The sequence below is a fragment of the Citrobacter sp. Cpo100 genome, from assembly GCF_030332595.1.
Lineage (GTDB): Bacteria > Pseudomonadota > Gammaproteobacteria > Enterobacterales > Enterobacteriaceae > Citrobacter > Citrobacter portucalensis.
In genome coordinates this window covers 341,944-368,017 of the sequence record NZ_JAOWHM010000031.1, presented here as the reverse complement: position 1 = coordinate 368,017, position 26,074 = coordinate 341,944, and the positions used below count along the sequence as shown (strand labels likewise).

The following is a 26,074-nucleotide window of genomic DNA, read 5'->3' as shown; positions in this document are numbered from 1 at the left end:
GACACACTGAGGCTAAGCGCTATGCTTAACAAAGGAGTCCGAAATGAAAAATCGTTTACGCATCACTGACGATGACCGTTGGCAGTCCGTTGTGGATCGCGACGTTAACGCCGACGGTCAGTTTGTTTTTGCCGTCCAGACTACCGGTATTTTCTGCCGTCCGTCCTGTCGGGCAAAACATGCGCTGCGCAAAAATGTCCGTTTTTTCGCCGATGCCCAGCAGGCACAGGATGCCGGGTTTCGTCCCTGTAAGCGCTGCCAGCCGGATAAAGACAGCGCGCAACAGCATCGGCTGGATAAAATTGCCCGCGCCTGTCAGTTGTTGGAGCAAGAGTCACCTCTTACGTTGGACGAGCTGGCACAGCAGGTGGCAATGAGCCCGTATCACTTGCATCGTCTGTTCAAAGCCACGACGGGCATGACCCCGAAAGTGTGGCAACAATCATGGCGTGCTCGCCGTCTGCGTGATGCCCTGGCGAAAGGTGTTTCGGTTACACAGGCGATTCTCAACGCCGGATTCCCCGACAGCAGCAGCTACTACCGCAAAGCCGATCAAGCATTAGGCATGACGGCAAAGCAATTTCGTAAAGGTGGCGATAACGTATCTGTACGCTATACCCTCGCAGATTGCGCTCTGGGTCGCTGTCTGGTGGCGGAAAGCGAGCGGGGTATCTGCGCGATCTTGCTTGGCGATGATGACGCTACGTTGGTTGCGGATCTTCATGCGCTGTTTCCCGCCGCGCAGGATGTACCTGCAGATGCCGATTTTCAGCAGCGCGTGCGCGAAGTGATCGTCGCGATCAACTCGCGTGACGCGTCGCTATCGCTACCCCTGGATATTCGGGGAACAGCCTTTCAGCAGCAGGTGTGGCAGGCGCTGTGCGCAATTCCGTGCGGTGAAACAGTGAGTTACCAACAGTTGGCCAGCGCCATCGGCAAACCGAAGTCGGTGCGCGCGGTGGCCAGTGCCTGTGGGGCCAACAAACTGGCGATTGTTATCCCGTGTCACCGGGTGATCCGTAGCGATGGCGCACTTTCGGGCTACCGATGGGGTATTGCGCGCAAGGCGCAGTTACTGCAACGGGAAACTACTGGCGAGGAAACATAATGCTCGATCTCTTTGCGGATGCTAAACCCTGGCAGGAACCGCTGGCGTCAGGTGCGGTTATTCTGCGACGTTTCGCTTTTGACTCCGCGCCCACTTTACTTCAGGCAATAGCGGCTGTCGCCAGACAGTCGCCGTTTCGCCAGATGGTGACGCCCAGCGGCTATACAATGTCGGTGGCGATGACCAACTGCGGCCATCTGGGCTGGACGACGGATCAGCATGGCTATCTTTATTCTCCGTTTGATCCACTCACCGACACGCACTGGCCGCCGCTGCCGGATGCGTTCGCTGATTTGTGCCAACAGGCGGCGACGGCGGCGGGCTATGCTGATTTTCAACCCGATGCCTGCCTGATTAACCGCTACACGCCAGGGGCAAAACTGTCCTTACATCAGGATAAAGACGAGCCCGACCTGCGGGCGCCGATTGTCTCTGTATCGCTGGGGCTACCAGCCATCTTTCAATTTGGCGGATTGCGCCGTAATGACCCTTTAAAGCGTTTGCTGCTGGAACATGGCGATGTCGTGGTATGGGGCGGTAATTCGCGGCTGTTTTATCATGGGATCCAGCCGCTTAAAACAGGGTATCACCCATTAACCGGAGACTGTCGTTACAACCTGACGTTTCGTCTGGCGGGTAAAAAAGAATAAAAATAAGAATTATTATTGCTGTCGACGAAGAGATGTTTAAACTGCGGGCTGTTATTACTTGTCCGGGTTGTTTGCATGGAACTTTTACTTCTTGTCTGGCGGCAGTATCGCTGGCCATTTATCAGCGTGATGGCGCTCAGCCTCGCCAGCGCCGCGTTGGGGATTGGGCTGATTGCGTTTATCAACCAGCGCTTGATCGAAACGGTCGACACCACGCTGATGGTGCTACCGGAGTTTCTTGGCCTGCTGCTGTTGTTGATGGTTGTCACCCTCGGTTCTCAGCTGGCGTTGACCACGCTGGGTCACCACTTTGTCTACCGCCTGCGTAGCGAATTTATCAAACGAATTCTGGATACTCACGTCGAGCGTATTGAACAGCTTGGCAGCGCCTCGTTGCTGGCCGGTTTAACCAGTGATATCCGCAACATCACCATCGCCTTTGTTCGTCTGCCTGAGCTGGTGCAGGGGATTATCCTGACCATAGGATCGGCGGCGTATCTGGCGATGCTGTCGACCAAAATGCTACTGGTAACGGCAATCTGGATGGCAATCACCATCTGGGGCGGATTTGTGCTGGTGGCGCGGGTGTATAAACACATGGCCACCTTGCGCGAAACTGAAGACAAGTTGTACAACGATTATCAGACGGTGCTGGAAGGGCGCAAAGAGCTGACGCTTAACCGCGAGCGCGCCGAGCATATCTTTAATCAGATGTACGTCCCGGATGCCAAAGAGTATCGCCACCATATTATCCGTGCCGATACCTTCCACCTGAGCGCGGTTAACTGGTCGAACATTATGATGCTGGGTGCCATTGGCCTGGTGTTCTGGATGGCTAACAGTCTGGGATGGGCTGATACCGCCGTGGCAGCGACCTATTCTCTGACGCTGTTATTCCTGCGAACACCGTTGCTTTCTGCCGTTGGCGCGCTGCCGACGCTGCTTACCGCGCAGGTGGCGTTCAACAAGCTGAATAAATTCGCACTGGCACCTTTTAAGGCCGAATTCCCACGCCCAACCGCGTTTCCTAACTGGCAAACGCTGGAGCTGCGCAACGTGGTTTTCCACTATCAGGATAATGCGTTTTCCGTAGGGCCGGTGAATCTGACGATTCATCGCGGTGAACTGATCTTTCTGATTGGCGGTAACGGTAGCGGGAAATCTACGCTGGCGATGTTACTGACCGGTCTGTACCAGCCGCAGTCAGGCGAAATATTGCTTGATGGTAAGGCCGTTGCCGTTGAAAAACCGGAAGACTACCGCAAGCTCTTCTCCGCCGTGTTTACCGACGTCTGGCTGTTCGACAAACTGCTGGGGCCGGAAGGTAAAGAGGCTAATCCGCAGCTGGTCGCGAAGTGGCTGGAACATCTGAAGATGGGTCATAAGCTGGAGCTGAGCGATGGTCGTATCCTCAATCTGAAGCTGTCGAAAGGGCAGAAGAAACGCGTGGCGCTGCTGCTGGCCCTGGCGGAGGAGCGCGACATCATTCTGCTGGATGAGTGGGCTGCCGATCAGGATCCCCATTTCCGCCGGGAGTTCTATCAGGTGTTATTGCCATTGATGCAGGAAATGGGGAAAACCATTTTCGCTATCAGCCACGACGATCACTATTTTATTCACGCCGATCGTCTACTGGAAATGCGCAACGGACAGTTGAGTGAACTGTTGGGCGATGAACGTGACGCCGCCTCGCGCGACGCGGTGGCTCGCACAGCCTGATCCATCGTGCCGCCGGTTTTTTAGCCACCCGGCGGCACTGTTTATTGTTATTTACATAAATCGGCATCATGATTAATGATATTTCATATCATGGATTTATGATTAATGTCCGTAATAAACAAAAACAGCGCCAGACTGCGTGATGAAGAGCGTGCGCGCCTCATCTGGCTGCTGACCACTGATAAAGCCATTATTTCAACGCTGTTGGGCAAGCTTACCCTGGCTGAGCAATATGACGTCGGTACGTTAGCCGACGATATTGCTGAGGTAGGGGCGCTGGTGGCCCACCTGCCACCGCCTGACCTCGCCGATACCCTCGAAGCTTTGCCCTCTGAAGAGCGCCACGCCCTGTGGCGACTGGTCGAAAATGAAAAGCGCGGTAACGTCTTGCTTGAGGCGTCTGAAAACGTCTGGGACGACCTGATCGATGAGATGAGCGACCGCGAGCTGCTGGATGCGCTGCAATATCTCGATATCGATGAACAGATTTACCTGGTGCAGCATTTGCCTCGTAACCTTACCGGTCGTCTGCTGGCGACGTTACCGGCAGAGGAGAGGACGCGCGTCCGCCAGGTGCTGCACTACGAGAAAAATAGCGTCGGCGCGATCATGGAGTTCGAGGTCATCACTGTGCGTCCGGACGTGACGCTGGAAGTGGTGCAACGCTATCTGCGGCGGCTGGGGAAAATGCCGGAGAACACCGATAAACTTTTCGTGACCGACCGCAATAAAGTGCTGGTTGGCGAACTGACGCTAACCTGCATTTTACTCAATGATGTGCAGCGAAAAGTCAGCGAGGTGATGGAAGATGACCCGCTCACCTTTTCTCCTGAAGATATCGCCGAAAACGCTGCGCGTACCTTCGAACGCGACAACCTGGTCAGCGCCGCGGTGGTTGACCTTTCCGGTAAACTGATGGGCCGCTTAACCATTGATGAGATCGTTGATGTGGTTTATGAAGAAACCGACACCGATCTGCGTCGAATGGGGGGCTTAAGCGCTGAAGAGGACGTGTTTGCGCCTGTTACGAAAGCGGTAAAAACCCGCTGGGCGTGGTTGGCCGTTAACCTCTGTACCGCCTTTATCGCCTCGCGGGTGATCGACGGTTTTGAACATACGATTTCGCAACTGGTGGCGCTGGCCTCGTTGATGCCGATTGTGGCGGGTATCGGCGGCAATACCGGGAATCAAACTATCACTATGATCGTCCGCGCGCTGGCGCTGCAAAATATTCAGCCGGGGAACCTGACGTTTCTCATCCTGCGCGAGATGGGCGTGGCGCTAATCAACGGCCTCGTGTGGGGCGGGATTATGGGTGGCATTACCTGGTGGCTGTACGATGATATGGCGCTCGGTGGTGTGATGACTCTGGCGATGATGCTCAATCTGCTGATGGCGGCGTTGATGGGGGTTATCATTCCGATGACGATGGTGAAGCTCGGGCGCGACCCGGCGGTCGGCTCGAGCGTCATGATAACCGCTATCACTGATACTGGTGGTTTCTTTATTTTTCTCGGTCTGGCAACGCTGTTTCTGATGTAGTCGCCCGTTTGCGTCTGATGATACGCGGCAGAATGAGCATCGTCATCACCCCGGCAACCACGCCAATCGCCAGGTTGCCGGTAGAAACCGTGGCAGCGACGGTCACCAGCATCACCAGCGTTTCAGTGACGGGGAGTTTCGTCAGCGTGGCGGGCTGGATACTGTGCCAACTGAAGGTTTTTACCGCCACAATCACCATAATACCTGCCAGCACCGACATGGGTATTTCTGCCATCACTTCGCTTAACCCTGTGACTAACAGGAGTAATACCAGTCCGGCGGCAACCGTCGAGACGCGGCTGCGTCCTTTGCCCATCTCGACGTTAACGATAGTTTGACCAATCATCGCGCACCCGGCGATGCCGCCATAAAATCCGGCCAGAATATTGGCTATCCCCAGCCCGGCACTCTCGCGATTTTTATTCGACGGCGTCACCGTCAGGTCATCCACCAGACGGGCGGTTAACAGCGACTCCATCAAACCAACAAAAGCGATACTCAGCGCGCAGGGCCAGATAATCGCCAGCGTTTGCAGGTTGAGCGGAACCAACAACTGGGTGAAACCCGGCAGGCCGCCGCTCATTGAACCTTCATCACCGACGGTCGGTAACAGTTGCCCGCTGGTGACAGTGAACACGGTTAGCAGCACGATGGCGATAAGCGGTGCGGGAATTGCTTTAATAAACCGCGGAACCCACAGCACAATCAGCAGCGTCAGGACAAACAGCCCCCAGATGAGCGGGCTTTTGCCCCAGAAATGCGGGACCTGGGCAAAGAAAATCAATATACCCAGCGCGTTAACAAAACCGGTCATCACGGCCGTAGGGATGAATCGCATCAGACGTGCCATTCCCAATACACCAAACAGGATCTGAATCATCCCGGCCAGCACCACTGCAGGCAGGATGTATTGCACGCCGTGTTGATGCACCATCGGACCAATCACCAGCGCGACCGATCCTGCAGCGGCGGTAACCATTGCGGGACGACCGCCTAAAAAAGACATCGCCAGGCACAGTACGACAGAGGCGATCAAACTGACTTTAGGATCAACGCCTGCGATCACGGAAAACGAGATTACTTCCGGGATCAGCGCCAGGGCGGTTACCACACCGGCCAGCGTTTCGCGAACCAGCAGACGGGGTTGGCGGAGCACGGCACGGGTCGCGTGTTCAGCGACTGCGGCAGAGGAATGTTGAGTTGCAGACATAGTTACACTCAGGTCAAAAATGGCCTGATACAGCAGACCGACAGGCATCCGTGCGGTGAATAGCAAAGCGCAGCATAGTACCCGTCAGATGGACCGGTTTCCAGAAATGATTGTCAATAACCGCATAAACTATCAACGTATTAATAACATTTTTAAAAATTAAATATAATTTATAAACTTTATTTAATTATTTTTACTTAAGTGTTACCGTTGGTGCCGCTCGATTTTCACCTGCATTAAAAGCAAAAAAGCGATACTAAAAGTAAGGCATTAACATTATGAAAAAAGTGACTGCCATGCTCTTCACCATGGCCGTTGGGCTGAATGTTGTCTCGATGGCGGCAAAAGCGAAAGCGGCGGAAGAGCAGGAAACGGATGTACTGTTGATTGGCGGCGGCATCATGAGCGCCACGCTGGGAACCTATTTACAGGAGCTGGAGCCGCAATGGTCAATGACCATGGTTGAGCGACTGGATGGTGTAGCGCAGGAAAGCTCAAACGGCTGGAATAACGCCGGAACCGGCCACTCCGCACTGATGGAGCTGAATTACACGCCTAAAAAGGCCGACGGTAGCATCAGCATTGAAAAGGCAGTCGAAATTAACGAAGCCTTCCAGATTTCCCGCCAGTTTTGGGCCTATCAGGTCAATAATGGCGTAATGCATGAACCACGCTCGTTTATCACCACCGTTCCGCACATGAGTTTTGTCTGGGGTGACGAGAACGTGAACTTCCTGCGTGCCCGTTACACCGCACTGCAGCAGAGCACGCTGTTCCGTGGTATGCGCTATTCCGAAGACCACGCGCAGATCAAAGAGTGGGCGCCGCTGGTCATGGAAGGTCGCGATCCGCAGCAGAAAGTCGCGGCAACGCGTACCGAGATTGGTACTGACGTGAACTACGGCGAAATCACGCGCCAACTGATTACCTCATTACAGAAAAAGCCTAACTTTGCGCTGCAGTTGAGCACCGAAGTGCGTGGCTTTAAGCGTAATGCCGACAATAGCTGGACTGTCACAGTCGCCGATCTGAAAAATAACGAAGCGGAACACGATATCAAGGCGAAGTTTGTCTTTATCGGTGCCGGTGGCGCTGCGCTGAAGCTGTTGCAGGAAACCGACATTCCGGAAGCGAAAGGCTATGCCGGATTCCCGGTTGGCGGGCAGTTCCTGGTTGCAGAAAATCCGGATGTGGTCAATCGCCACCTGGCGAAAGTGTACGGTCAGGCCTCCGTTGGCGCGCCGCCGATGTCTGTACCGCATATCGATACCCGTATCCTTGATGGCAAGCGCGTTGTGCTGTTTGGGCCATTCGCGACATTCTCCACCAAGTTCCTGAAAAACGGTTCATTGTGGGATCTGCTCAGCTCGACCACCACCTCGAACTTTATGCCTATGGTCAACGTGGGTCTGGATAACTTCGATCTGGTGAAATATCTGGTGAGCCAGGTGATGCTCAGCGACGACGACCGTTTTGCTGCGCTGCAAGAGTACTATCCGCAGGCGAAAAAAGAAGACTGGCGTTTATGGCAGGCGGGCCAGCGTGTGCAGATCATCAAAAGCGATGCGGAGAAGGGCGGCGTGCTGCGTCTGGGCACTGAGGTCGTCAGCGATAAAGAAGGCACGATTGCTGCGTTGCTGGGAGCTTCTCCGGGCGCATCAACCGCGGCACCGATCATGCTGCATCTGATGGAAAAAGTGTTTAAAGATAAAGTAGCCAGCCCCGAGTGGCAGGCGAAGCTGAAAACCATTATTCCGTCTTATGGTACTAAGCTGAACGGTAACGTTGAGGCTACGGAACAAGAGCTGCAGTACACCAGTGAGGTTCTGGGTCTGAAATATGACAAGCCGCAGGTTGCTGATGAAGCGCCGAAACCACAGCTGAAACCTCAGGCACAACCGCAGCCTGAACAGAAAGCCGTCGCGGATATCGCGCTGTAAAATAAAATGCCGGATGGCGCTGCTGCGCTTATCCGGCATTGTTTATGCGTCTGTAGGCCGGATAAGGCGGTACGCTGCCATCCGGCACATTCTCACTTAGCGCGCGACTGCGTCCTGAATTTTGTCTTCCGCTTTCCAGATACGGTATTTAACGTCCACGTTTTCCGGGGTATAGACCACAATCGGCAACTTGCTGTTGTAACGCAGCATGCCGTCATCACCCAGATGCGCAGTAATGAATTTCTTCTCTTTCTTACCGTCCGGGCAGGCCATCATGGTTGAAACCGGAGACGTAACTTTGTCAAAGACATAGTAGTCATATCCCCAACCCTCCAGCGTTTTGCTGTCCAGTTCTCCGCCCAGGCGGTGTTGGTTACAGTCAACTTCCAGCGTTTGTCCGATCAGCAGTTCTACTTTCAGAGTAGATTCATCTTTCTCAGGGGTAAGCTGGATAACCTGGCGCTTCATACCCTTTTCCGCCTTGGGATAAGGGGCGACTTTTTCCAGCGGCTGAGCGGCGGTATCGTTACTGGCAGCCCATGCAGAGGTGCTGGCAAAGGCGGCGAAAAGTACGGCAGGGACAATTGTCTTCATCTTATTGTTCACAGTGTTTCCTTTCTTCTGTCTTATGAACGAGTCTGTAGCAGGTTAACATATTTGGATAATCTATTAATCTGGATTTACTTATATTTAAAGTGTATTAGGTAGCGTTTCGTTTCCATGGTAGCGATATATCCTAGGAATTATCCTAATATTGAGATCTTTGTCTTTTTGAGTAAGTCGTTATATACATCGTTATATAACTCATTGAAATGTGAGCAAAAGCGCATTTTTTCCCGCCAACTCAACACTCCTTTGATCCGGCAACAGCATTTACCCCAATTGGGGTATGCACCTCTAACACATCCTGAAATATCTTACGGCTAAAAATAACTACTCATAAATAGTGCAGTTTTTTATGTCGTTCAACCCGCCGAGGGAGGGCGTCATTATGGAAGGACAATGTCATGGTTGATTTATCCCGTCGAGGCATGTTGACAGGCAGTTGGCGAAACGCCAGCGCAGGGATTCGTCCGCCGTGGAGCAAGGAAGACTCTCACTTTCTGGCCCATTGCCTCCGTTGTGACGCCTGCATCCAGGCGTGCGAAACCGACATCCTGCAGCGAGGCCAGGGTGGTTACCCGAGCGTAAATTTCAAACACGGCGAGTGCAGCTTTTGCTATGCCTGCGCAGAAGCCTGTCCCGAATCACTTTTTCTTCCGCGCCACACCAGGGCATGGGATCTGAATTTTACGATTGGGGAAAACTGTCTCGCACATCAGTCCGTTGAATGTCACCGCTGTCAGGATAGCTGTGAGCCCATGGCAATAACCTTTCGCCCCACGCTTTCCGGCATTTATCAGCCGCAGCTCGACAATCAGGACTGTAACGGATGTGGCGCCTGTGTCGCTATCTGCCCGGTATCAGCCATTAACGCGGAGTACAACCATGGACAATAACTGGCAGGTCTGCAGCCTGGTCGTTCAGGCCAAAAGCCAGCATATCAACGATATCGCCACGCAGTTGCGTTCCTTTTCCGGTTGCGAAGTTGCACTCAGCGATGTGGAAAGTGGTCAGTTGATTGTGGTGGTGGAAGCTGAGCAAAGTGAAACGCTAATGAAAACAATTGAGTCAGTACGCAACGTTGCGGGCGTACTGGCGGTGTCGCTGGTTTACCACCAGCAGGATGAGCAAGGTGAGGAAACACCATGAAACTCAGTCGTCGTAGCTTTATGAAAGCTAACGCCGTTGCGGCCGCTGCGGCGGCTGCCGGGTTAAGCGTGCCGGGCGTTGCCCGCGCGGTAGTCGGTCAGCAAGAAGCCATCAAATGGGACAAAGCCCCGTGCCGTTTTTGCGGGACGGGCTGTGGCGTATTGGTCGGAACGCAGCAAGGGCGTGTTGTGGCATGCCAGGGCGATCCGGATGCGCCGGTTAACCGTGGGCTTAACTGCATCAAAGGTTACTTCCTGCCGAAAATCATGTACGGAAAAGACCGTTTAACGCAGCCGATGCTGCGCATGAAAGACGGCAAGTATCACAAAGAAGGCGAGTTCACCCCGATTAGCTGGGACCAGGCCTTTGACGTGATGGAAGAGAAATTCAAAACGTCGATGAAAGAGAAAGGCCCTGAGTCTATCGGTATGTTCGGCTCTGGCCAGTGGACGATTTGGGAAGGTTATGCCGCTGCCAAATTGTTTAAAGCGGGTTTCCGTTCCAATAACATCGACCCGAACGCACGTCACTGCATGGCCTCAGCGGTAGTCGGCTTTATGCGTACCTTTGGTATGGATGAACCGATGGGCTGCTATGACGATATCGAACATGCGGATGCCTTCGTCTTGTGGGGCGCGAATATGGCGGAGATGCACCCGATCCTGTGGTCGCGCATCACCAACCGTCGTCTGTCCGATCCTAATGTTAACGTCGCGGTTCTTTCCACCTTCCAGCACCGCAGCTTTGAGCTGGCGGATAACGGTATGGTCTTCACGCCGCAAACCGATCTGGTGATCCTCAACTACATCGCGAACTACATTATTCAAACCAATGCGATTAACCAGGATTTCTTTAGCAAGCACGTTAACTTGCGTAAAGGCGTGACGGACATCGGCTACGGTCTGCGTCCAACCCATCCGCTGGAAAAAGCGGCGAAAAACCCGGGATCCGATGCTTCTGAACCGATGAGCTTTGAGGATTACAAAGCCTTCGTTGCTGAGTACACGCTGGATAAAACCGCCGAAATGACCGGTGTGCCGAAAGATCAGCTGGAACAGCTGGCGCAGCTGTATGCCGATCCGAAGAAAAAAGTCATCTCCTACTGGACGATGGGCTTTAACCAGCACACCCGCGGCGTGTGGGCCAACAACCTGGTCTATAACCTGCACTTGCTGACTGGCAAAATCTCCCAGCCAGGCTGCGGCCCGTTCTCTCTGACCGGCCAGCCTTCAGCGTGCGGCACCGCGCGTGAAGTCGGTACGTTCTCCCACCGTCTGCCTGCGGACATGGTGGTAACGAACGAAAAACACCGCGATATCTGCGAGAAGCACTGGAATATTCCGTCAGGGACCATTCCGGCAAAAGTTGGTCTGCACGCCGTGGCGCAAGACCGTGCGCTGAAAGATGGCAAGCTCAATGTCTACTGGGCGATGTGTACTAACAACATGCAGGCCGGTCCGAACATCAACGAAGAGCGTATGCCGGGCTGGCGCGATCCGCGTAACTTCATCATCGTCTCCGATCCGTACCCGACGATCAGCGCCCTGTCGGCTGACCTGATCCTGCCGACCGCGATGTGGGTAGAGAAAGAAGGCGCCTACGGTAACGCGGAACGCCGTACACAGTTCTGGCGTCAGCAAATTAAAGCGCCGGGCGAATCGAAATCGGATCTGTGGCAACTGGTGCAGTTCTCTCGTCGCTTCAAAACAGAAGAAGTATGGCCGGAAGAGCTGCTGGCACAAAAACCGGAACTGCGCGGTAAAACGCTGTATGACGTGCTGTTTGCTACGCCAGCAGTAACGAAATTCCCAGTGACTGAACTGGCTGAAGATCAACTGAACGATGAATCCCGCGAGCTGGGCTTCTATCTGCAAAAAGGCTTGTTCGAAGAGTACGCCTGGTTTGGCCGCGGTCACGGGCACGATCTTGCGCCATTTGACGATTACCACAAAGCGCGCGGTTTACGCTGGCCGGTCGTTGAGGGTAAAGAGACCCAGTGGCGCTACAGCGAAGGCAACGACCCTTACGTGAAAGCAGGTGAAAGCTACAAGTTCTACGGTAAACCGGACGGTAAAGCGGTTATCTTCGCGCTGCCATTTGAGCCTGCTGCTGAAGCGCCGGATAAAGAATATGACCTGTGGCTGTCTACCGGACGTGTGCTGGAACACTGGCATACCGGCAGTATGACGCGTCGTGTGCCTGAACTGCACCGTGCTTTCCCGGAAGCCGTGCTGTTTATCCACCCGCTGGATGCAAAAGCACGCGATCTGCGCCGTGGCGATAAGGTCAAAGTGATTTCCCGTCGTGGCGAAGTGATTTCGATTGTTGAAACACGCGGTCGTAACCGTCCGCCGCAGGGGCTGGTGTACATGCCGTTCTTCGATGCCGCACAGCTGGTGAATAACCTGACGCTGGATGCGACGGATCCGCTCTCCAAAGAGACGGATTTCAAGAAGTGCGCCGTGAAACTGGCGAAGGTGTAACGCGTTATGTCCCGGTCAGCAAAACCCCAAAATGGCCGCCGCCGCTTTCTGCGCGATATGGTTCGCGCAGCGGGCGGGCTGGCCGTCGTTGGCGTGGCGCTGGGGTTGCAACAACAAACCGCACGCGCAACCGGCGTGCGGTTGCGCCCGCCAGGTGCACTGAGCGAGGAGGCATTCGCCAGCGCCTGCGTACGTTGCGGTCAGTGCGTTCAGGCATGTCCCTATGACACGCTGAAGCTGGCAACGCTGGCCTCCGGGCTGGCGGCCGGTACGCCATATTTTGTCGCCCGTGATATTCCCTGCGAAATGTGTGAGGACATTCCGTGTGCCAAAGTCTGCCCGAGCGGTGCGTTGGACAGGGAAATTGAATCCATTGACGATTCGCGTATGGGGCTGGCGGTACTGCTGGATCACGAAAACTGCCTCAACTATCAGGGATTACGCTGCGACGTTTGCTATCGCGAGTGCCCGAAAATTGATGAGGCGATCACCCTGGAGCTGGACCGCAACATGCGTACCGGCAAGCATGCGCGGTTTATTCCGACCGTGCACAGCGATGCCTGTACCGGCTGTGGGAAATGCGAAAAAGTCTGCGTACTGGAACAGCCAGCAATAAAAGTGCTGCCGCTGTCGCTGGCGAAAGGGGAGTTAGGACACCATTACCGCTTCGGTTGGCTGGAGGGGAACAATGGCAAATCGTAAACGTGATGCCGGGCGTGAAGCTCAGGCAAAAAAAGGATGGTGGAAGAGTCATCGCTGGCTGCTGCTGCGTCGTTTGAGTCAATTTCTGATACTGGCGATGTTCCTCAGCGGCCCGTGGCTTGGCGTGTGGATCCTGCATGGCAACTACAGTAGCAGCCTGTTGCTGGACGCTATCCCGTTCACCGATCTGCTGATTACTCTGCAAAGCCTGGCCAGCGGGCATCTGCCGGCGACGGTGGCGTTAACGGGAGCAGCTATCATCACGGTGCTGTATGCCCTGGCCGGTAAGCGGCTGTTTTGTAGCTGGGCTTGTCCCATGAACCCGGTTACCGATTTAGCCAGTTGGTTGCGCAGAAGGTTTGACCTGAATCAGTCCGCAACCCTGCCACGCCATATACGGTACGTCCTGCTGGTGGTTATCCTGGTCGGTTCCGCCCTGACCGGTACGCTGTTGTGGGAGTGGATAAATCCAGTCTCTCTGCTTGGACGGAGCCTGGTAATGGGATTCGGTAGCGGAGCGCTGCTGATCCTCGCGCTGTTTTTATTTGATTTACTGGTCGTTGAGCATGGCTGGTGCGGGCATCTTTGCCCACTGGGTGCGCTGTATAGCGTGGTGGGAAGCAAAGGGGCATTAACCGTTTCGGCAAAAGAACGTAACAGATGTAACCGCTGTATGGATTGTTTTCATGTTTGCCCGGAACCGCATGTGCTACGTGCGCCGGTGCTGGATGAGCAAAGTCCGGTGCAGGTAACCAGCCGCGATTGCATGGCCTGCGGTCGCTGCGTGGATGTCTGTTCTGAGGATGTTTTTACAATAACAACACGATGGAGTTCGGGAGCGAAATCATGAAAAGCCATGACCTGATTAAGACGCTGTGTCAATGGACGGCCCTGCTTGCCCTGGTCGTCAGTGGGGCCGTTTGGGCTGCAAATGGAGTGGATCTGAGCCAGTCACCGGAAGTCTCAGGAACACAGGAAGGGGCGATTCGCATGCCGAAAGAGCAAGAGCGCATGCCGCTGAACTATGTGAATCAGCCGCCGATGGTTCCGCATAGCGTTGAAGGGTATCAGGTGACGACTAACACTAACCGCTGCCTGCAATGCCACGGTGTGGAAAGCTATCGCACTACTGGTGCGCCGCGCATCAGTCCGACGCACTTTATGGACAGCGACGGCAAGGTATTGGCTGAAGTTGCGCCGCGTCGTTATTTCTGCCTGCAATGTCACGTTCCGCAGGCTGACGCCGCGCCGATTGTTGAAAATACCTTCACCCCCTCGAAAGGTTACGGGAAATAAGAGGTCATTATGGAAAATTCTAACCGTAAACCAGGCTGGATTAAGCGCGTCTGGCAATGGTGGCGTCGCCCCAGCCGTCTGGCGCTCGGCACGCTGTTGTTAATCGGCTTTGTGGGCGGCATTATTTTCTGGGGCGGCTTTAATACCGGTATGGAAAAGGCCAATACAGAAGAGTTCTGCATTAGCTGTCACGAAATGCGCAATACGGTATACCAGGAATACATGGAAACCGTACACTACAACAACCGCAGTGGTGTGCGAGCGACTTGCCCTGATTGCCACGTCCCGCATGAGTGGGGCCCGAAAATGATTCGTAAGATCAAGGCCAGTAAAGAGCTGTACGCGAAAGCACTGGGGCTGATAGATACACCGCAGAAATTTGAAGACCATCGTCTGACGATGGCGCAAAATGAGTGGCGGCGTATGAAAGATAATAATTCGCAAGAGTGCCGAAACTGTCACAACTTCGAGTTTATGGATTTAACCGCCCAGAAAGGCGTTGCGGCCAAAATGCACGACCAGGCCGTGAAAGACGGGCAAACCTGTATTGACTGTCATAAAGGGATAGCGCACAAACTGCCTGATATGCGCGAAGTCAAACCGGGCTTTTAACAGGATGTAGATAACCAGGTATGCTTGAAGCCAGAGAATTACTTTGCGAGCGAGATGACAGAATACTGTTCAGCAATCTGTCATTTCGCGTCAACGCAGGGGAATGGGTACAAATTACCGGCAGCAACGGCGCAGGGAAAACCACTCTGCTGCGGTTGCTTACCGGGCTGGCGCGTCCCGATGCAGGGGAGGTTTGCTGGCAAGAGCAGCCGCTGCATCACGTGCGGGACAGCTACCATCAGCAACTGCTGTGGATCGGACATCAGCCGGGGATAAAAACCCGGCTTTCGGCGTTGGAGAACCTGCGTTTCTTTCATCATGACGGCGACATTGCACAGTGTCTGGCTGCGCTGGCGCAGGCGGGACTTGCCGGATATGAAGATATCCCGGTGAACCAGCTCTCCGCCGGACAACAGCGGCGCGTAGCGCTGGCCCGTTTGTGGCTGACCCGCGCCCGGCTGTGGATCCTCGATGAACCCTTTACCGCCATTGATGTGAACGGCGTTGAGCGACTGACTCAACGTATGGCGCAGCATACGGAGCAGGGCGGTATTGTTATTCTCACCACCCACCAACCGCTCAATGTCGAAACCGATAAAGTGCGACGTATTGCGCTGACCAGCGAGAGGGCAACGCAATGATGTGGCGAATCTTCCGTTTAGAACTGCGAGTTGCGTTTCGTCATAGTGCGGAAATCGCCAATCCTTTATGGTTCTTCCTGATTGTTATTACGCTGTTCCCCCTGAGCATTGGGCCGGAGCCGCAGCTACTGGCGCGCATTGCGCCGGGCATCATTTGGGTTGCGGCGCTGCTGGCGTCATTGCTGGCGCTGGAACGCCTGTTTCGTGATGATCTGCAGGACGGCAGCCTTGAGCAACTGATGCTGCTGCCGTTACCGCTACCGGCCGTGGTGCTGGCGAAAGTGATGGCGCACTGGGTCGTGACCGGCCTGCCGCTGTTGATTCTCTCGCCGCTAGTGGCGCTGCTGCTGGGCATGGATATGTACAGCTGGAAAATTATGGCGCTGACGTTGTTACTCGGAACGCCGACGCTGGGCTTCCTCGGTGCGCCGGGTGTGGGGCTGACGGTGGGCTTAAAGCGCGGCGGCGTGTTGTTAAGCGTGCTGGTGCTCCCGCTCACCATACCCTTACTGATTTTTGCAACCGCCGCGATGGATGCGGCTTCTATGCACTTACCGGTTGAAGGGTACATGGCAATTCTGGGCGCGTTGCTGGTCGGCAGCGCCACGTTAAGCCCGTTTGCCACAGCTGCGGCGTTACGGATAAGCGTGCAGTAACGAGAATTAGATGTGTAGGCCGGGCAAGGTGCTCTGGCACAACGGATTTTAATTTATGGAGTCTGGTGACTGAACTATGTGGAAAACACTTCATCAATTGGCGATGCCCCCTCGGCTCTATCAGATCTGTGGCTGGTTTATCCCGTGGCTGGCGATTGCCAGCGCGGTGGTACTGATAACGGGATGGGTCTGGGGCTTTGGTTTTGCGCCTGCAGACTATCAGCAGGGGCAGAGCTATCGCATTATTTATCTGCACGTTCCGGCGGCAATCTGGTCGATGGGCATTTATGCCTCGATGGCTGTTGCCGCGTTTATCGGCCTGGTCTGGCAGATGAAAATGGCCAATCTGGCGCTGGCTGCGATGGCGCCGATTGGTGCAGTGTTTACCTTTATTGCGCTGGTGACCGGCTCCGCATGGGGCAAACCGATGTGGGGAACCTGGTGGGTCTGGGATGCCCGACTCACCTCTGAACTGGTGCTGCTGTTTCTCTACGTGGGCGCCATTGCGCTGTGGCATGCCTTTGACGACCGCCGTCTGGCAGGTCGTGCCGCCGGTATTCTGGTGCTGATTGGCGTGGTCAACTTACCGATTATCCACTACTCGGTTGAGTGGTGGAATACGCTGCATCAGGGTTCTACCCGCATGCAGCAAAGCATCGATCCGGCGATGCGTACGCCGCTGCGTCTGGCGATCGTCGGCTACCTGTTACTGTTTGTCACGCTGGCGCTGATGCGCATGCGTAACCTGATTTTGATGATGGAAAAACGCCGCCCGTGGGTGAGCGAACTGATCTTAAAAAGAGGCCGACAATGACCCCTGCATTTGCATCATGGAGTGATTTTTTCGCGATGGGCGGCTACGCCTTGTATGTCTGGCTTGCCGTAGCGATGAGTGTTATCCCGCTGGTGGTGCTGGTACTGCATTCCACGTTACAACATCGCGCAATTTTACGCGGTGTGGCGCAGCAGCGGGCGAGAGAAGCGCGTATGCGTGCGGCGCAAGTGCAACGGGAGGCGGCGTGAATATTCGACGTAAAAATCGGTTATGGATAGCCTGTGCGGTACTGGCGGGTCTGGCGTTGACCATTACGCTGGTGCTTTATGCGCTGCGTTCTAATATTGACCTGTTTTATACGCCGGGAGAGATACTCTACGGTAAGCGCGAAACGCAGCAGATGCCCGAAGTCGGTCAGCGCCTGCGCGTGGGCGGAATGGTGATGCCCGGTAGCGTAAAGCGCGATCCGCAGTCGTTGAAGGTGAATTTCAGTATCTATGACGCCGAAGGTGTGGTGGATGTCACCTACGAAGGCATTCTGCCGGATCTGTTCCGCGAAGGGCAGGGTGTTGTTGTTCAGGGCGAACTGGACGAGGGAAATCATGTGCAGGCCAAAGAGGTTCTTGCCAAACATGATGAGAATTACACCCCGCCGGAAGTCGAAAAAGCGATGCAGGAAAACCATCGTCGCCCGGAAAGTGTTTATAAGGATAAAACGTCATGATGCCTGAAATTGGCAATGCGCTGTTGTGCCTTGCGCTCGGCGTGGCGTTACTACTGTCAGTCTATCCGCTGTGGGGCGTAGCGCGCGGCGACGTGCGAATGATGGCCTCCGCGCGGCCTTTTGCCTGGGTTCTGTTTATCTGTGTGATGGGGGCGTTCCTGATTCTGGTCAACGCCTTCGTGGTTAATGACTTTACCGTCACCTACGTTGCCAGCAACTCCAATACCCAGCTTCCGGTCTGGTATCGGGTGGCAGCAACCTGGGGGGCCCATGAAGGCTCGCTGTTGCTATGGGTGCTGCTGATGAGCGGCTGGACGTTCGCCGTTGCGGCATTCAGCCAGCGTATGCCGCTGGACATCGTTGCCCGCGTGCTGGCGGTAATGGGGATGGTAAGCGTTGGCTTTCTGCTGTTTATTCTGTTTACCTCCAACCCGTTTGCCCGTACGTTGCCCAACTTCCCTATTGAAGGGCGCGACCTGAACCCGCTGTTGCAGGATCCGGGGCTGATTTTCCATCCGCCGTTGCTGTACATGGGGTATGTCGGTTTCTCGGTAGCCTTCGCGTTTGCGATTGCCGCGCTGATGAGCGGACGACTGGACAGTACCTTCGCCCGTTTTTCGCGTCCGTGGACGCTGGCGGCGTGGGTGTTCCTGACGCTGGGTATTGTGCTCGGTTCGGCCTGGGCCTATTACGAGCTGGGCTGGGGCGGTTGGTGGTTCTGGGATCCGGTTGAGAACGCCTCGTTTATGCCATGGCTGGTGGGAACGGCGCTGATGCACTCGCTGTCGGTAACCGAACAGCGTGCCAGCTTTAAAGCCTGGACGCTGCTGCTGTCAATTTGCGCATTCTCGCTTTGCCTGTTAGGTACTTTCCTGGTGCGCTCCGGCGTGCTGGTATCAGTGCATGCCTTCGCCTCCGATCCGTCGCGCGGGATGTTTATTCTGGCCTTTATGGTATTGGTGATTGGCGGCTCCCTGCTGCTGTTTGCGGTGCGCGGTCACAAGGTCCGTTCACGGGTAAACAACGCGCTGTGGTCGCGTGAATCTCTGCTGTTGGGCAACAACGTTCTGCTGATTGCCGCCATGCTGGTAGTGCTCTTGGGCACGCTGCTGCCGCTGGTGCACAAACAGCTGGGTCTGGGCAGCATTTCGATTGGCGAACCGTTCTTCAACACCATGTTTACCTGGCTGATGGCGCCGTTCGCGCTGTTGCTGGGAATTGGGCCATTAGTGCGCTGGGGCCGTGACCGACCGCGTAAACTGAAAACGTTACTGATTATCGCGTTTGTCACCACGCTTGTTCTGTCGCTGCTGCTGCCGTGGTTGTTTGAGGATCGCATTGCCGCTATGACGGTGGTAGGGCTGGCGATGGCATGCTGGATATTTGTGCTGGCGATGTCCGAAGCGTTCCTGCGTGTTTCCCGCGGAACGAAATTAACACCAAGCTATTGGGGCATGGTGTCGGGCCACGTTGGGCTGGCGATTACTATTGTCGGTATTGCCTTCAGCCAGAACTACAGCGTTGAACGCGATGTGCGCATGAAAGCAGGTGATAGCGTTAGTATCCATAACTATCAGTTCACGTTCCGCGAAGTGAAAGATATTACCGGACCTAACTACCGGGGCGGTGTCGCCATTATTGGCGTTACCCGAGATGGTAAACCGGAAGCCACGCTGCATGCGGAAAAACGCTTCTATAACAGCACCAGTTCGATGATGACCGAAGCGGCAATTGACGGCGGGTTTACGCGCGATCTGTACGCCGCGTTGGGTGAAGAACTGGATAACGGCGCATGGGCTGTGCGTCTGTACTACAAACCGTTTATTCGCTGGATTTGGGCCGGAGGATTGCTGATGGCGCTGGGCGGATTGTTCTGCCTGTTTGATCCACGCTATCGTCAGCGCACGCGTCCTCGCGCCGCGGTGCAAAAAAATGCGTCGGAGGCTGTATGAAGCGCAACGCACTGTTAATTCCGTTTATTATTTTTCTGGTCATTGCGGCGGCGCTGCTGTGGCAGCTGGCGCGTAACGCTCAGGGAGACGATCCCACGAATCTGGAATCGGCGCTGATCGGCAAACCCGTTCCGACATTCCGCCTGGAGTCGCTGGAAAATCCGGGTCAGCATTATCAGGCCGATGTGCTGACCCAGGGCAAACCGGTACTGCTGAACGTCTGGGCGACCTGGTGTCCGACCTGTCGCGCCGAACATCAGTATCTGAACCAGCTGTCTGCACAAGGCGTGCGGGTGGTGGGTCTGAACTATAAAGACGATCGTCAGAAAGCCATTGTCTGGCTGAAAGAGCTGGGCAATCCTTACTCATTAAGCCTGTTTGACGGCGACGGTATGCTCGGTCTGGATCTTGGCGTGTACGGCGCGCCGGAAACGTTCCTGATCGACGGTAAAGGTATTATTCGCTATCGCCATGCCGGTGATTTGAATGCCAGGGTGTGGGAGAGCGAGATCAAACCGTTGTGGGATAAGTACAGTAAGGAGGCTGCGCAATGAGATTTTTACTGGGCCTGCTGATGCTGGTTATCTCGGGATCTGCGCTGGCGACCATCGATGTGATGCAGTTTAAGGATGAAGCGCAGGAGCAGCAGTTCCGTCAGCTTACCGAACAGCTGCGCTGTCCTAAATGTCAGAACAACAGTATCGCCGATTCTAACTCGATGATTGCCACTGACCTGCGCCAGAAAGTGTACGAACTGATGCAGGAAGGAAAAAGTCAGAAAGAGATTGTCGACTACATGGTGGCGCGCTACGGCAACTTCGTCACCTACGATCCACCGTTGACGCCGCTTACAGTGCTTTTGTGGGTGATGCCGGTGGTAGCGATTGGTTTGGGCGGCTGGATTATTTTTGCCCGTACTCGCCGACGCGTCCGGGTGAAGCTGGAAGAGTTTCCTGACGACGTTATCCCGGATGGCAAACGCGGTGGATTTGGGTTGTTTGTGCCCGGCATCGTGGTGGCGCTGATCGTTGGCGCGGTGAGCTATTATGAAACCGGCAGCTATAAGCAGGTTCAGGTCTGGCATCAGGCCACCGCTCAGGCACCGGCGCTGCTGGAACGCGCGTTGGATCCGAAAGCTGACCCGCTCAATGAAGAAGATATGACACGTCTGGCGCTGGGGCTGCGCACGCGTTTACAAGCCGATCCTACAAACGTTGAAGGTTGGATCATGCTTGGGCGTATTGGCATGGTACTCGGTAACGCCAGTACGGCCACTGAAGCCTATGCCAATGCCTATCGACTGGATCCTAAAAACAGCGATGCGGCGCTGGGTTATGCGGAAGCACTGACCCGTTCATCCGATCCTGACGATAACCGCCGGGGAGGGGAGCTGTTACGCCAGCTGGTGCGCGGCGAGCATGCCAACGTGCGGGTTCTCAGCATGTACGCGTTTAACGCTTTTGAACAGCAACGCTTTGGTGAGGCGGTTGCGGCATGGGAGATGATGCTGAAATTATTACCGGCCAATGATACCCGTCGGGCGGTGATAGAACGCAGCATTAAGCAGGCGATGGAGCAGCTAACGCCGCAGGAGAAGTAAGAGTCCAGATTACCCGAAGGCGTGCTGCTTTCGGGCCTGTGCGAGCTTTGTAGGCCGGATAAGACGCTGCTGCGTCGTCATCCGGCATCTCATTGATTACTGCATGCCGCGCGTTTGCAAAAACAGGATGGTGGCAGCAACGCGAGAACGCACATTGAGTTTGCGCAGCAGGTTGCGAATATGCACCTTCACCGTCTGTTCAGAAATATTCAGCACTGATGCAATCTGTTTGTTCGACAGTCCCTGAGCAAGTTCATGCAATACATCCAGTTCACGTTCGGTGAGAATGCTGAATGGATCTTCCTGCGCACCAAATAGGTCACGTTCGCGCAGATATTCGCTAACGCGAGCGCTAAACGCTTTACCACCTTTGGCACCGTTACGAATGGCTTCCAGCAAGACTTCAGGATCGCTATCTTTCAGTAAATAACCATCCGCGCCGGCATCAATTAAGGCGTACACATCGCTGGCGGCATCCGATACGGTAAGAATAATAATTTGCGCGGTGACGCCGTCCCGACGCAGCGCATTCAGGGTGTCCAGCCCGCTCATACCTTTCATATTGAGATCCAGCAGGATCACATCAAGGTCCAGACGGTTTGCCAGATCGATAGCACTTGCGCCGTCGCCAGCTTCAGCGACTACGTCAAATGCGGGATCCAGTTGCAATAATTGACTAATTCCCCGCCGCATGAGTGGGTGGTCGTCGACAATCAGCACCCGAAAAGGCGTTACTTCAGGCATACTATTCTCCTGAGCTTTTATTAGTATCATTATTGTTTTCAGCGCATCAATCGTCCAGATTCATCGCGCTGATGAGAGGATGAATTTTACCCCAATTTGTGCATGGGTAAGTAGTAAAACCTGTGCTGAAGGCTGCTGTAAAACTCAGGAATGCGGAATCGCAGACATAAAAAAACCAACCACAAGGGTTGGTTTTTTTAGGGATTTTTGGTCGGCACGAGAGGATTTGAACCTCCGACCCCCGACACCCCATGACGGTGCGCTACCAGGCTGCGCTACGTGCCGACGCTATGGCTGTTAATACTACTGCTTTCCGCTAAGAATGCAAGAGGATGCCTCACTAACTGATTTATAATTAATCAGTTAGCAATAAATCGTTTCTCATCCGTCAGAACCTGTAGCAGCAGGCTGAGCTGCGGTTTCTGATCTTTTATTTTCTCGCCACGTAAATCATAGGTCTGATAATTTCCGTTGTTGTTCAGCACCAGCGTCATCTCTGGCGTAGTCACTGCCATCGTGCTGCCGTCAGCGGCGGTCACCCAGTAATGGCGACGTGTAGCATTGAACAAATCCTGCCCCTGCGAGTATTCGTTAGCCGGCGTGCTGACATGCAGCAGGCGCTGCATCAGCGTCGTCATCAGGTCTGTATGATCGGTCAGGCTATTGATACGCTGGGCAGGTGTTCCCGGCCAGTGAATCACCAGAGGAACCTGTAGATGACCGCGCGACCAGGCAAAGTTGTTCTCTTCCTGAGTCAGTGGCACACCGCGGCCAGCGGTAATAATCACCACCGTGTTGTCCAGTTTACCCGAGTCGCGCAGGGCGCTAAGAACACGGTTAATATTGGCATCCACATCCTGAGCGGCGCTGGCGTAGCGTTTGGCAAAGTTCTTCTGGTTACTGTCATCAAGGTTTGTCCCGTTAAAGGAGACCCAGGAGAACCAGCGATTATCTTCCTGCGCGTAGCGTCCCAGCCAGTTAATCCATTGGCTTGCGGTTTGTTCGTCTGATTGCGTTTGCACGCTCGGCATGGAGAAATCTGACAGTAGCGCCTGACGATAAAGCGGGCTGGTAAAGCCATCCGAGGAGAATAGCCCTAACTGATAACCCTGCTGGTTCAGTGCAGAGATCAGCGCCGCAGGCGTTCGGGTCGACAAAATGCCGTCCATGTAGCTTGGTGATACGCCATAGAACAGGCCAAAGATCCCGTTATCCGTGGTGTTGCCTGAGCTCATGTGACGCGTAAAGGAGATATTCTGCCCGGCGAACTCAGCCAGCGCAGGCATCTGTTTTTCAAAGCGTGAGTAGTTCAGGCCGTCTACGGTGATCAGCAGAACATTCTGGCCGGTGCCCAGATCGCGATAGTGCAGTTCGCTGAGAGGGTACTGCACGGAAACCGCTTCCGGATTACCCTGTTCGATCAGGCGACGCTGATACTCTTGCGCATCCAGCAGGCCATGTTTTTCCAGAAACTTACGCGCCGTCATCGGGTAGGAGAGCGGCAGGTTTGCGCGCTGCATGGTAATTGGGCGATAGAAATTGGCATCTGCCCAGATATACACCACATGCGAGGCGATAAAAGAAACGAAGAAGAATGCCGCTAACGGTTTGGCGAAATGGCGACGACGCGTCAGGCTGCGCAGCTTTTGCCAGCTCCAGGTCGCAAACAACATTTCTATTAGCAGGATAACCGGCACGCTGATAAACAACAGTTGCCAGTCACGCGCCGCTTCGTTCTGGTCAGGATTAATGACCAGTTCCCAGACTATCGGGTTAAGGTGCAGGTGGAAGCGGGTGAAAACTTCGCTGTCGATTAACAACAGCGTCATGCCAGCTGTCGCCAGAATAGCTGATAAGAATCGCATCAGCCTCTGGGACATGACGATAAACGTCAGGGGAAACAGGATTAGCAGATAGGTGGCAAACACCAGAAAGCTAAAATGCCCGACAACGCTCAGGTAGGAATAAACACGACCTGCAAGGGTTGTCGGCCAGTCGGCGACAAACAGGTAACGGCTACCGAGAACCATGGCCAACAGAATGTTGAACAAGGCAAACCAGTGCCCCCAGCTAACCATCTGGGAGACTTTCTCACGGTAGCGCTGACGATGAGTTACCATAAACTGTTGTTCGTTTCCCCGGAGCAGGCTCTTAATGCGCTTGGTCGTCGTTTACCGAAGACTGCAATGCGCGGGCAAAAGAGTTGGCAATCGCCTGGCGCTGGGCCGGTGCGATGCTTGTATTGATAAGGTTAGTCACCATGTTTCCCAGAACCATCAGGGAAAGGTCGGTCGGCGCCTTATGTTTTTCCAGTACGTTGAGCATCTCATTCAGCAGTTGTTCAACGTGTTCGTCACTATAGCGGGAAATTTGTGGCATAAATCGAAATCAGTCTGTTCATGAAAGGGCAACATATTACCGTACAGACAGTTTTTTTTCTGCTTTTTTATCTTCTATTGCGTCACTGCCCGGCAGGTGGTTGAATACCGCCCGGTCTAAAAGGAGAGTTTATCATGAGTCTGGATATCAACCAGATTGCCCTGCACCAGCTTATCAAACGTGACGAGCAGAACCTTGAGCTGGTCTTGCGCGATTCATTACTGGAACCGACAGCGACGGTTGTCGATATGATGGCTGAGTTGCATCGGGTGTATAGCGCCAAGAATAAAGCCTATGGCCTGTTTAGCGAAGAGAGTGAACTGGCGCAAACGCTGCGTTTACAGCGTCAGGGTGAAGAGGATTTTCTGGCATTTAGTCGTGCCGCGACCGGACGCTTGCGGGACGAGCTGGCGAAATATCCTTTTGCCGACGGCGGTATTGTCCTGTTCTGCCATTACCGCTATCTGGCGGTAGAGTATCTGCTGGTCGCCGTGCTGAACAATTTAAGCAGCATGCGCGTCAATGAAAATCTGGATATCAACCCGACGCACTATCTGGATATCAATCATGCGGACATCGTGGCGCGTATTGATTTAACCGAGTGGGAAACCAATCCGGAGTCCACGCGCTATCTGACGTTCCTGAAAGGGCGAGTAGGGCGCAAAGTCGCCGATTTCTTTATGGATTTCCTCGGTGCCAGCGAAGGTCTGAACGCCAAAGCACAAAACCGTGGTCTGCTGCAGGCGGTCGATGACTTTACTGCCGAGGCGCAACTCGATAAAGCCGAACGCCAGAATGTACGTCAGCAGGTGTACAGCTACTGTAACGAGCAGTTGCAGGCAGGTGAAGAGATCGAGCTAGAGTCGCTGTCTAAAGAGCTTTCCGGCGTCAGTGAAGTTAGCTTCAGCGAATTTACCGCTGATAAAGGCTACGAGCTGGAAGAGAGCTTCCCTGCGGATCGCAGTACGCTGCGTCAGTTAACCAAATTTGCCGGCAGCGGCGGTGGGTTAACCATTAACTTCGACGCTATGTTACTGGGTGAACGTATTTTCTGGGATCCGGCGACGGACACCTTGACCATCAAAGGTACGCCGCCGAACCTGCGCGACCAGCTGCAGCGCCGCACGTCTGGCGGGAAATAAAACCGTGTGCCGGGTGAGAGCGTTAACGCCTTATCCGGTCGACGAGAACCATCAGTATCGATGACAAAACCCCATAAAAAAACCCCGCCTTGGCGGGGTTTTTCTTCAACTTGTTTGCGATTACGCGCGAACGAAGTCGATGTGGGACAGCTTCGGCTTGAACGGGTGACGCTGTACAGCCTGAGCTTTAACTTTAACTTCTTTACCGTCAACAACGATGGTCAGAACTTCGCTGTAGAATTCAGCTTTAGCTTGCATGTTCATAACTGCATCGTGATCCAGTTCGATAGCAATCGGGGCTTCTGCGCCACCGTAGATGATTGCCGGGAACTTGTTAGCGGCACGCAGGCGGCGGCTCGCACCCTTACCCTGCTCTTTACGTACTTCAGCGTTGATAGTAAACATTTAAATCTCTCTTTAATAATTCCTGCTACAGGCGACCCAGCA

At 54.4% G+C, this 26,074-nt stretch carries 27 protein-coding genes and 1 tRNA gene; 21 read left to right on the top strand and 7 right to left on the bottom strand.

Translation table 11 applies throughout. From position 1 onward, the window contains the following. Positions 1 to 43 precede the first annotated feature (43 nt). The 4 genes from ada to mgtE all read left to right on the top strand — a co-directional run bounded on the left by ada (position 44) and on the right by mgtE (position 5,019). The gene (gene ada / locus OGX96_RS08635; RefSeq protein ID WP_198801525.1) at positions 44 to 1,108 is read left to right on the top strand and encodes a bifunctional DNA-binding transcriptional regulator/O6-methylguanine-DNA methyltransferase Ada; all 1,065 of its coding nucleotides are present in this window, start codon (positions 44 to 46) and stop codon (positions 1,106 to 1,108) included. Further along, complete coding sequence (gene alkB / locus OGX96_RS08630) at positions 1,108 to 1,758, top strand: DNA oxidative demethylase AlkB (protein WP_198801526.1); 651 nt, start codon at positions 1,108 to 1,110, stop codon at positions 1,756 to 1,758. The genes ada and alkB overlap by 1 nt, the downstream gene beginning before the upstream one ends. A 75-nt stretch (positions 1,759 to 1,833) precedes the next feature. After that, a complete protein-coding gene (locus tag OGX96_RS08625) occupies positions 1,834 to 3,477 on the top strand; it encodes a multidrug ABC transporter permease/ATP-binding protein (protein ID WP_003834645.1) in 1,644 nt (547 codons plus the stop codon). A gap of 105 nt (positions 3,478 to 3,582) precedes the next feature. Continuing rightward, positions 3,583 to 5,019: a magnesium transporter gene (gene mgtE, locus OGX96_RS08620; RefSeq protein WP_057066402.1), complete on the top strand. Its 1,437-nt coding sequence runs from the start codon at positions 3,583 to 3,585 to the stop codon at positions 5,017 to 5,019. Here mgtE and OGX96_RS08615 read toward each other — a convergent pair. Continuing rightward, complete coding sequence (locus tag OGX96_RS08615; protein WP_198801528.1) at positions 4,982 to 6,229, bottom strand: SulP family inorganic anion transporter; 1,248 nt, start codon at positions 6,227 to 6,229, stop codon at positions 4,982 to 4,984. The two genes, mgtE and OGX96_RS08615, sit on opposite strands and share 38 nt — an antisense overlap. 278 nt (positions 6,230 to 6,507) lie before the next feature. Here OGX96_RS08615 and mqo point away from each other — a divergent pair, with 278 nt between their 5' ends. Next, a complete protein-coding gene (gene mqo, locus OGX96_RS08610; protein ID WP_003834639.1) occupies positions 6,508 to 8,169 on the top strand; it encodes a malate dehydrogenase (quinone) in 1,662 nt (553 codons plus the stop codon). Between the two features lie 96 nt (positions 8,170 to 8,265). Here the strand turns inward: mqo and eco are convergent, their stop codons facing one another. Further along, positions 8,266 to 8,763: a serine protease inhibitor ecotin gene (eco, locus tag OGX96_RS08605; protein ID WP_048216405.1), complete on the bottom strand. Its 498-nt coding sequence runs from the start codon at positions 8,761 to 8,763 to the stop codon at positions 8,266 to 8,268. A gap of 413 nt (positions 8,764 to 9,176) precedes the next feature. Here eco and napF point away from each other — a divergent pair, with 413 nt between their 5' ends. The 15 genes from napF to OGX96_RS08530 all read left to right on the top strand — a co-directional run bounded on the left by napF (position 9,177) and on the right by OGX96_RS08530 (position 21,362). Beyond that, the gene (gene napF, locus OGX96_RS08600; protein ID WP_003027564.1) at positions 9,177 to 9,668 is read left to right on the top strand and encodes a ferredoxin-type protein NapF; all 492 of its coding nucleotides are present in this window, start codon (positions 9,177 to 9,179) and stop codon (positions 9,666 to 9,668) included. Next, a complete protein-coding gene (gene napD, locus OGX96_RS08595; protein ID WP_048215888.1) occupies positions 9,658 to 9,921 on the top strand; it encodes a chaperone NapD in 264 nt (87 codons plus the stop codon). Before napF ends, napD begins: the two co-directional genes overlap by 11 nt. Beyond that, on the top strand, positions 9,918 to 12,404 hold the full coding sequence (gene napA / locus OGX96_RS08590; protein ID WP_286582730.1) for a nitrate reductase catalytic subunit NapA: 2,487 nt from the start codon (positions 9,918 to 9,920) through the stop codon (positions 12,402 to 12,404). The genes napD and napA overlap by 4 nt, the downstream gene beginning before the upstream one ends. A 6-nt stretch (positions 12,405 to 12,410) precedes the next feature. Next, entirely contained in the window at positions 12,411 to 13,106 is a 696-nt protein-coding gene (gene napG, locus OGX96_RS08585; RefSeq protein ID WP_003834629.1) for a ferredoxin-type protein NapG, read from the top strand. After that, the gene (gene napH, locus OGX96_RS08580) at positions 13,093 to 13,956 is read left to right on the top strand and encodes a quinol dehydrogenase ferredoxin subunit NapH (protein WP_286582728.1); all 864 of its coding nucleotides are present in this window, start codon (positions 13,093 to 13,095) and stop codon (positions 13,954 to 13,956) included. The genes napG and napH overlap by 14 nt, the downstream gene beginning before the upstream one ends. Further along, a complete protein-coding gene (gene napB, locus OGX96_RS08575; RefSeq protein ID WP_003834627.1) occupies positions 13,953 to 14,402 on the top strand; it encodes a nitrate reductase cytochrome c-type subunit in 450 nt (149 codons plus the stop codon). The genes napH and napB overlap by 4 nt, the downstream gene beginning before the upstream one ends. A gap of 9 nt (positions 14,403 to 14,411) precedes the next feature. Then, the gene (gene napC / locus OGX96_RS08570; RefSeq protein ID WP_003027548.1) at positions 14,412 to 15,014 is read left to right on the top strand and encodes a cytochrome c-type protein NapC; all 603 of its coding nucleotides are present in this window, start codon (positions 14,412 to 14,414) and stop codon (positions 15,012 to 15,014) included. 20 nt (positions 15,015 to 15,034) lie between these two features. Then, positions 15,035 to 15,655, top strand: coding sequence for a cytochrome c biogenesis heme-transporting ATPase CcmA (gene ccmA / locus OGX96_RS08565; RefSeq protein ID WP_008785298.1), 621 nt, complete (start codon positions 15,035 to 15,037; stop codon positions 15,653 to 15,655). Beyond that, entirely contained in the window at positions 15,652 to 16,311 is a 660-nt protein-coding gene (ccmB, locus tag OGX96_RS08560; protein ID WP_048215891.1) for a heme exporter protein CcmB, read from the top strand. The genes ccmA and ccmB overlap by 4 nt, the downstream gene beginning before the upstream one ends. Before the next feature lie 76 nt (positions 16,312 to 16,387). After that, on the top strand, positions 16,388 to 17,125 hold the full coding sequence (locus tag OGX96_RS08555) for a heme ABC transporter permease (RefSeq protein WP_003027538.1): 738 nt from the start codon (positions 16,388 to 16,390) through the stop codon (positions 17,123 to 17,125). Next, complete coding sequence (gene ccmD, locus OGX96_RS08550) at positions 17,122 to 17,334, top strand: heme exporter protein CcmD (RefSeq protein WP_048215892.1); 213 nt, start codon at positions 17,122 to 17,124, stop codon at positions 17,332 to 17,334. The genes OGX96_RS08555 and ccmD overlap by 4 nt, the downstream gene beginning before the upstream one ends. Continuing rightward, positions 17,331 to 17,810 carry a cytochrome c maturation protein CcmE gene (gene ccmE, locus OGX96_RS08545; protein WP_003834619.1) on the top strand — a complete coding sequence of 160 codons (480 nt, stop codon included), beginning with the start codon at positions 17,331 to 17,333 and terminating at the stop codon, positions 17,808 to 17,810. Before ccmD ends, ccmE begins: the two co-directional genes overlap by 4 nt. Continuing rightward, complete coding sequence (locus OGX96_RS08540; protein ID WP_079937667.1) at positions 17,807 to 19,762, top strand: heme lyase CcmF/NrfE family subunit; 1,956 nt, start codon at positions 17,807 to 17,809, stop codon at positions 19,760 to 19,762. The genes ccmE and OGX96_RS08540 overlap by 4 nt, the downstream gene beginning before the upstream one ends. Next, the gene (gene dsbE, locus OGX96_RS08535; RefSeq protein WP_096889796.1) at positions 19,759 to 20,316 is read left to right on the top strand and encodes a thiol:disulfide interchange protein DsbE; all 558 of its coding nucleotides are present in this window, start codon (positions 19,759 to 19,761) and stop codon (positions 20,314 to 20,316) included. The genes OGX96_RS08540 and dsbE overlap by 4 nt, the downstream gene beginning before the upstream one ends. Next, positions 20,313 to 21,362, top strand: coding sequence for a cytochrome c-type biogenesis protein CcmH (locus tag OGX96_RS08530; RefSeq protein ID WP_125112613.1), 1,050 nt, complete (start codon positions 20,313 to 20,315; stop codon positions 21,360 to 21,362). The genes dsbE and OGX96_RS08530 overlap by 4 nt, the downstream gene beginning before the upstream one ends. Before the next feature lie 96 nt (positions 21,363 to 21,458). On the opposite strand, the gene narP is transcribed toward OGX96_RS08530, so the two are convergent. The 4 genes from narP to OGX96_RS08510 all read right to left on the bottom strand — a co-directional run bounded on the left by narP (position 21,459) and on the right by OGX96_RS08510 (position 24,485). Next, positions 21,459 to 22,106 (bottom strand): nitrate/nitrite response regulator protein NarP, encoded by a 648-nt coding sequence (narP, locus tag OGX96_RS08525; protein WP_003834605.1) that lies wholly within the window; start codon positions 22,104 to 22,106, stop codon positions 21,459 to 21,461. 208 nt (positions 22,107 to 22,314) lie between these two features. Continuing rightward, positions 22,315 to 22,391 (bottom strand) — tRNA-Pro (locus OGX96_RS08520). 74 nt (positions 22,392 to 22,465) lie between these two features. Then, on the bottom strand, positions 22,466 to 24,226 hold the full coding sequence (gene yejM, locus OGX96_RS08515) for an LPS biosynthesis-modulating metalloenzyme YejM (protein WP_057066518.1): 1,761 nt from the start codon (positions 24,224 to 24,226) through the stop codon (positions 22,466 to 22,468). 31 nt (positions 24,227 to 24,257) lie between these two features. Continuing rightward, positions 24,258 to 24,485, bottom strand: a complete 228-nt coding sequence (locus OGX96_RS08510; RefSeq protein WP_003027506.1) for a YejL family protein — start codon at positions 24,483 to 24,485, stop codon at positions 24,258 to 24,260. A 134-nt stretch (positions 24,486 to 24,619) separates the two neighbouring features. Here OGX96_RS08510 and yejK point away from each other — a divergent pair, with 134 nt between their 5' ends. After that, entirely contained in the window at positions 24,620 to 25,627 is a 1,008-nt protein-coding gene (gene yejK / locus OGX96_RS08505) for a nucleoid-associated protein YejK (protein WP_003027504.1), read from the top strand. 120 nt (positions 25,628 to 25,747) lie between these two features. On the opposite strand, the gene rplY is transcribed toward yejK, so the two are convergent. After that, positions 25,748 to 26,032: a 50S ribosomal protein L25 gene (gene rplY / locus OGX96_RS08500; protein ID WP_003027502.1), complete on the bottom strand. Its 285-nt coding sequence runs from the start codon at positions 26,030 to 26,032 to the stop codon at positions 25,748 to 25,750. Between the last annotated feature and the right edge of the window lie 42 nt (positions 26,033 to 26,074).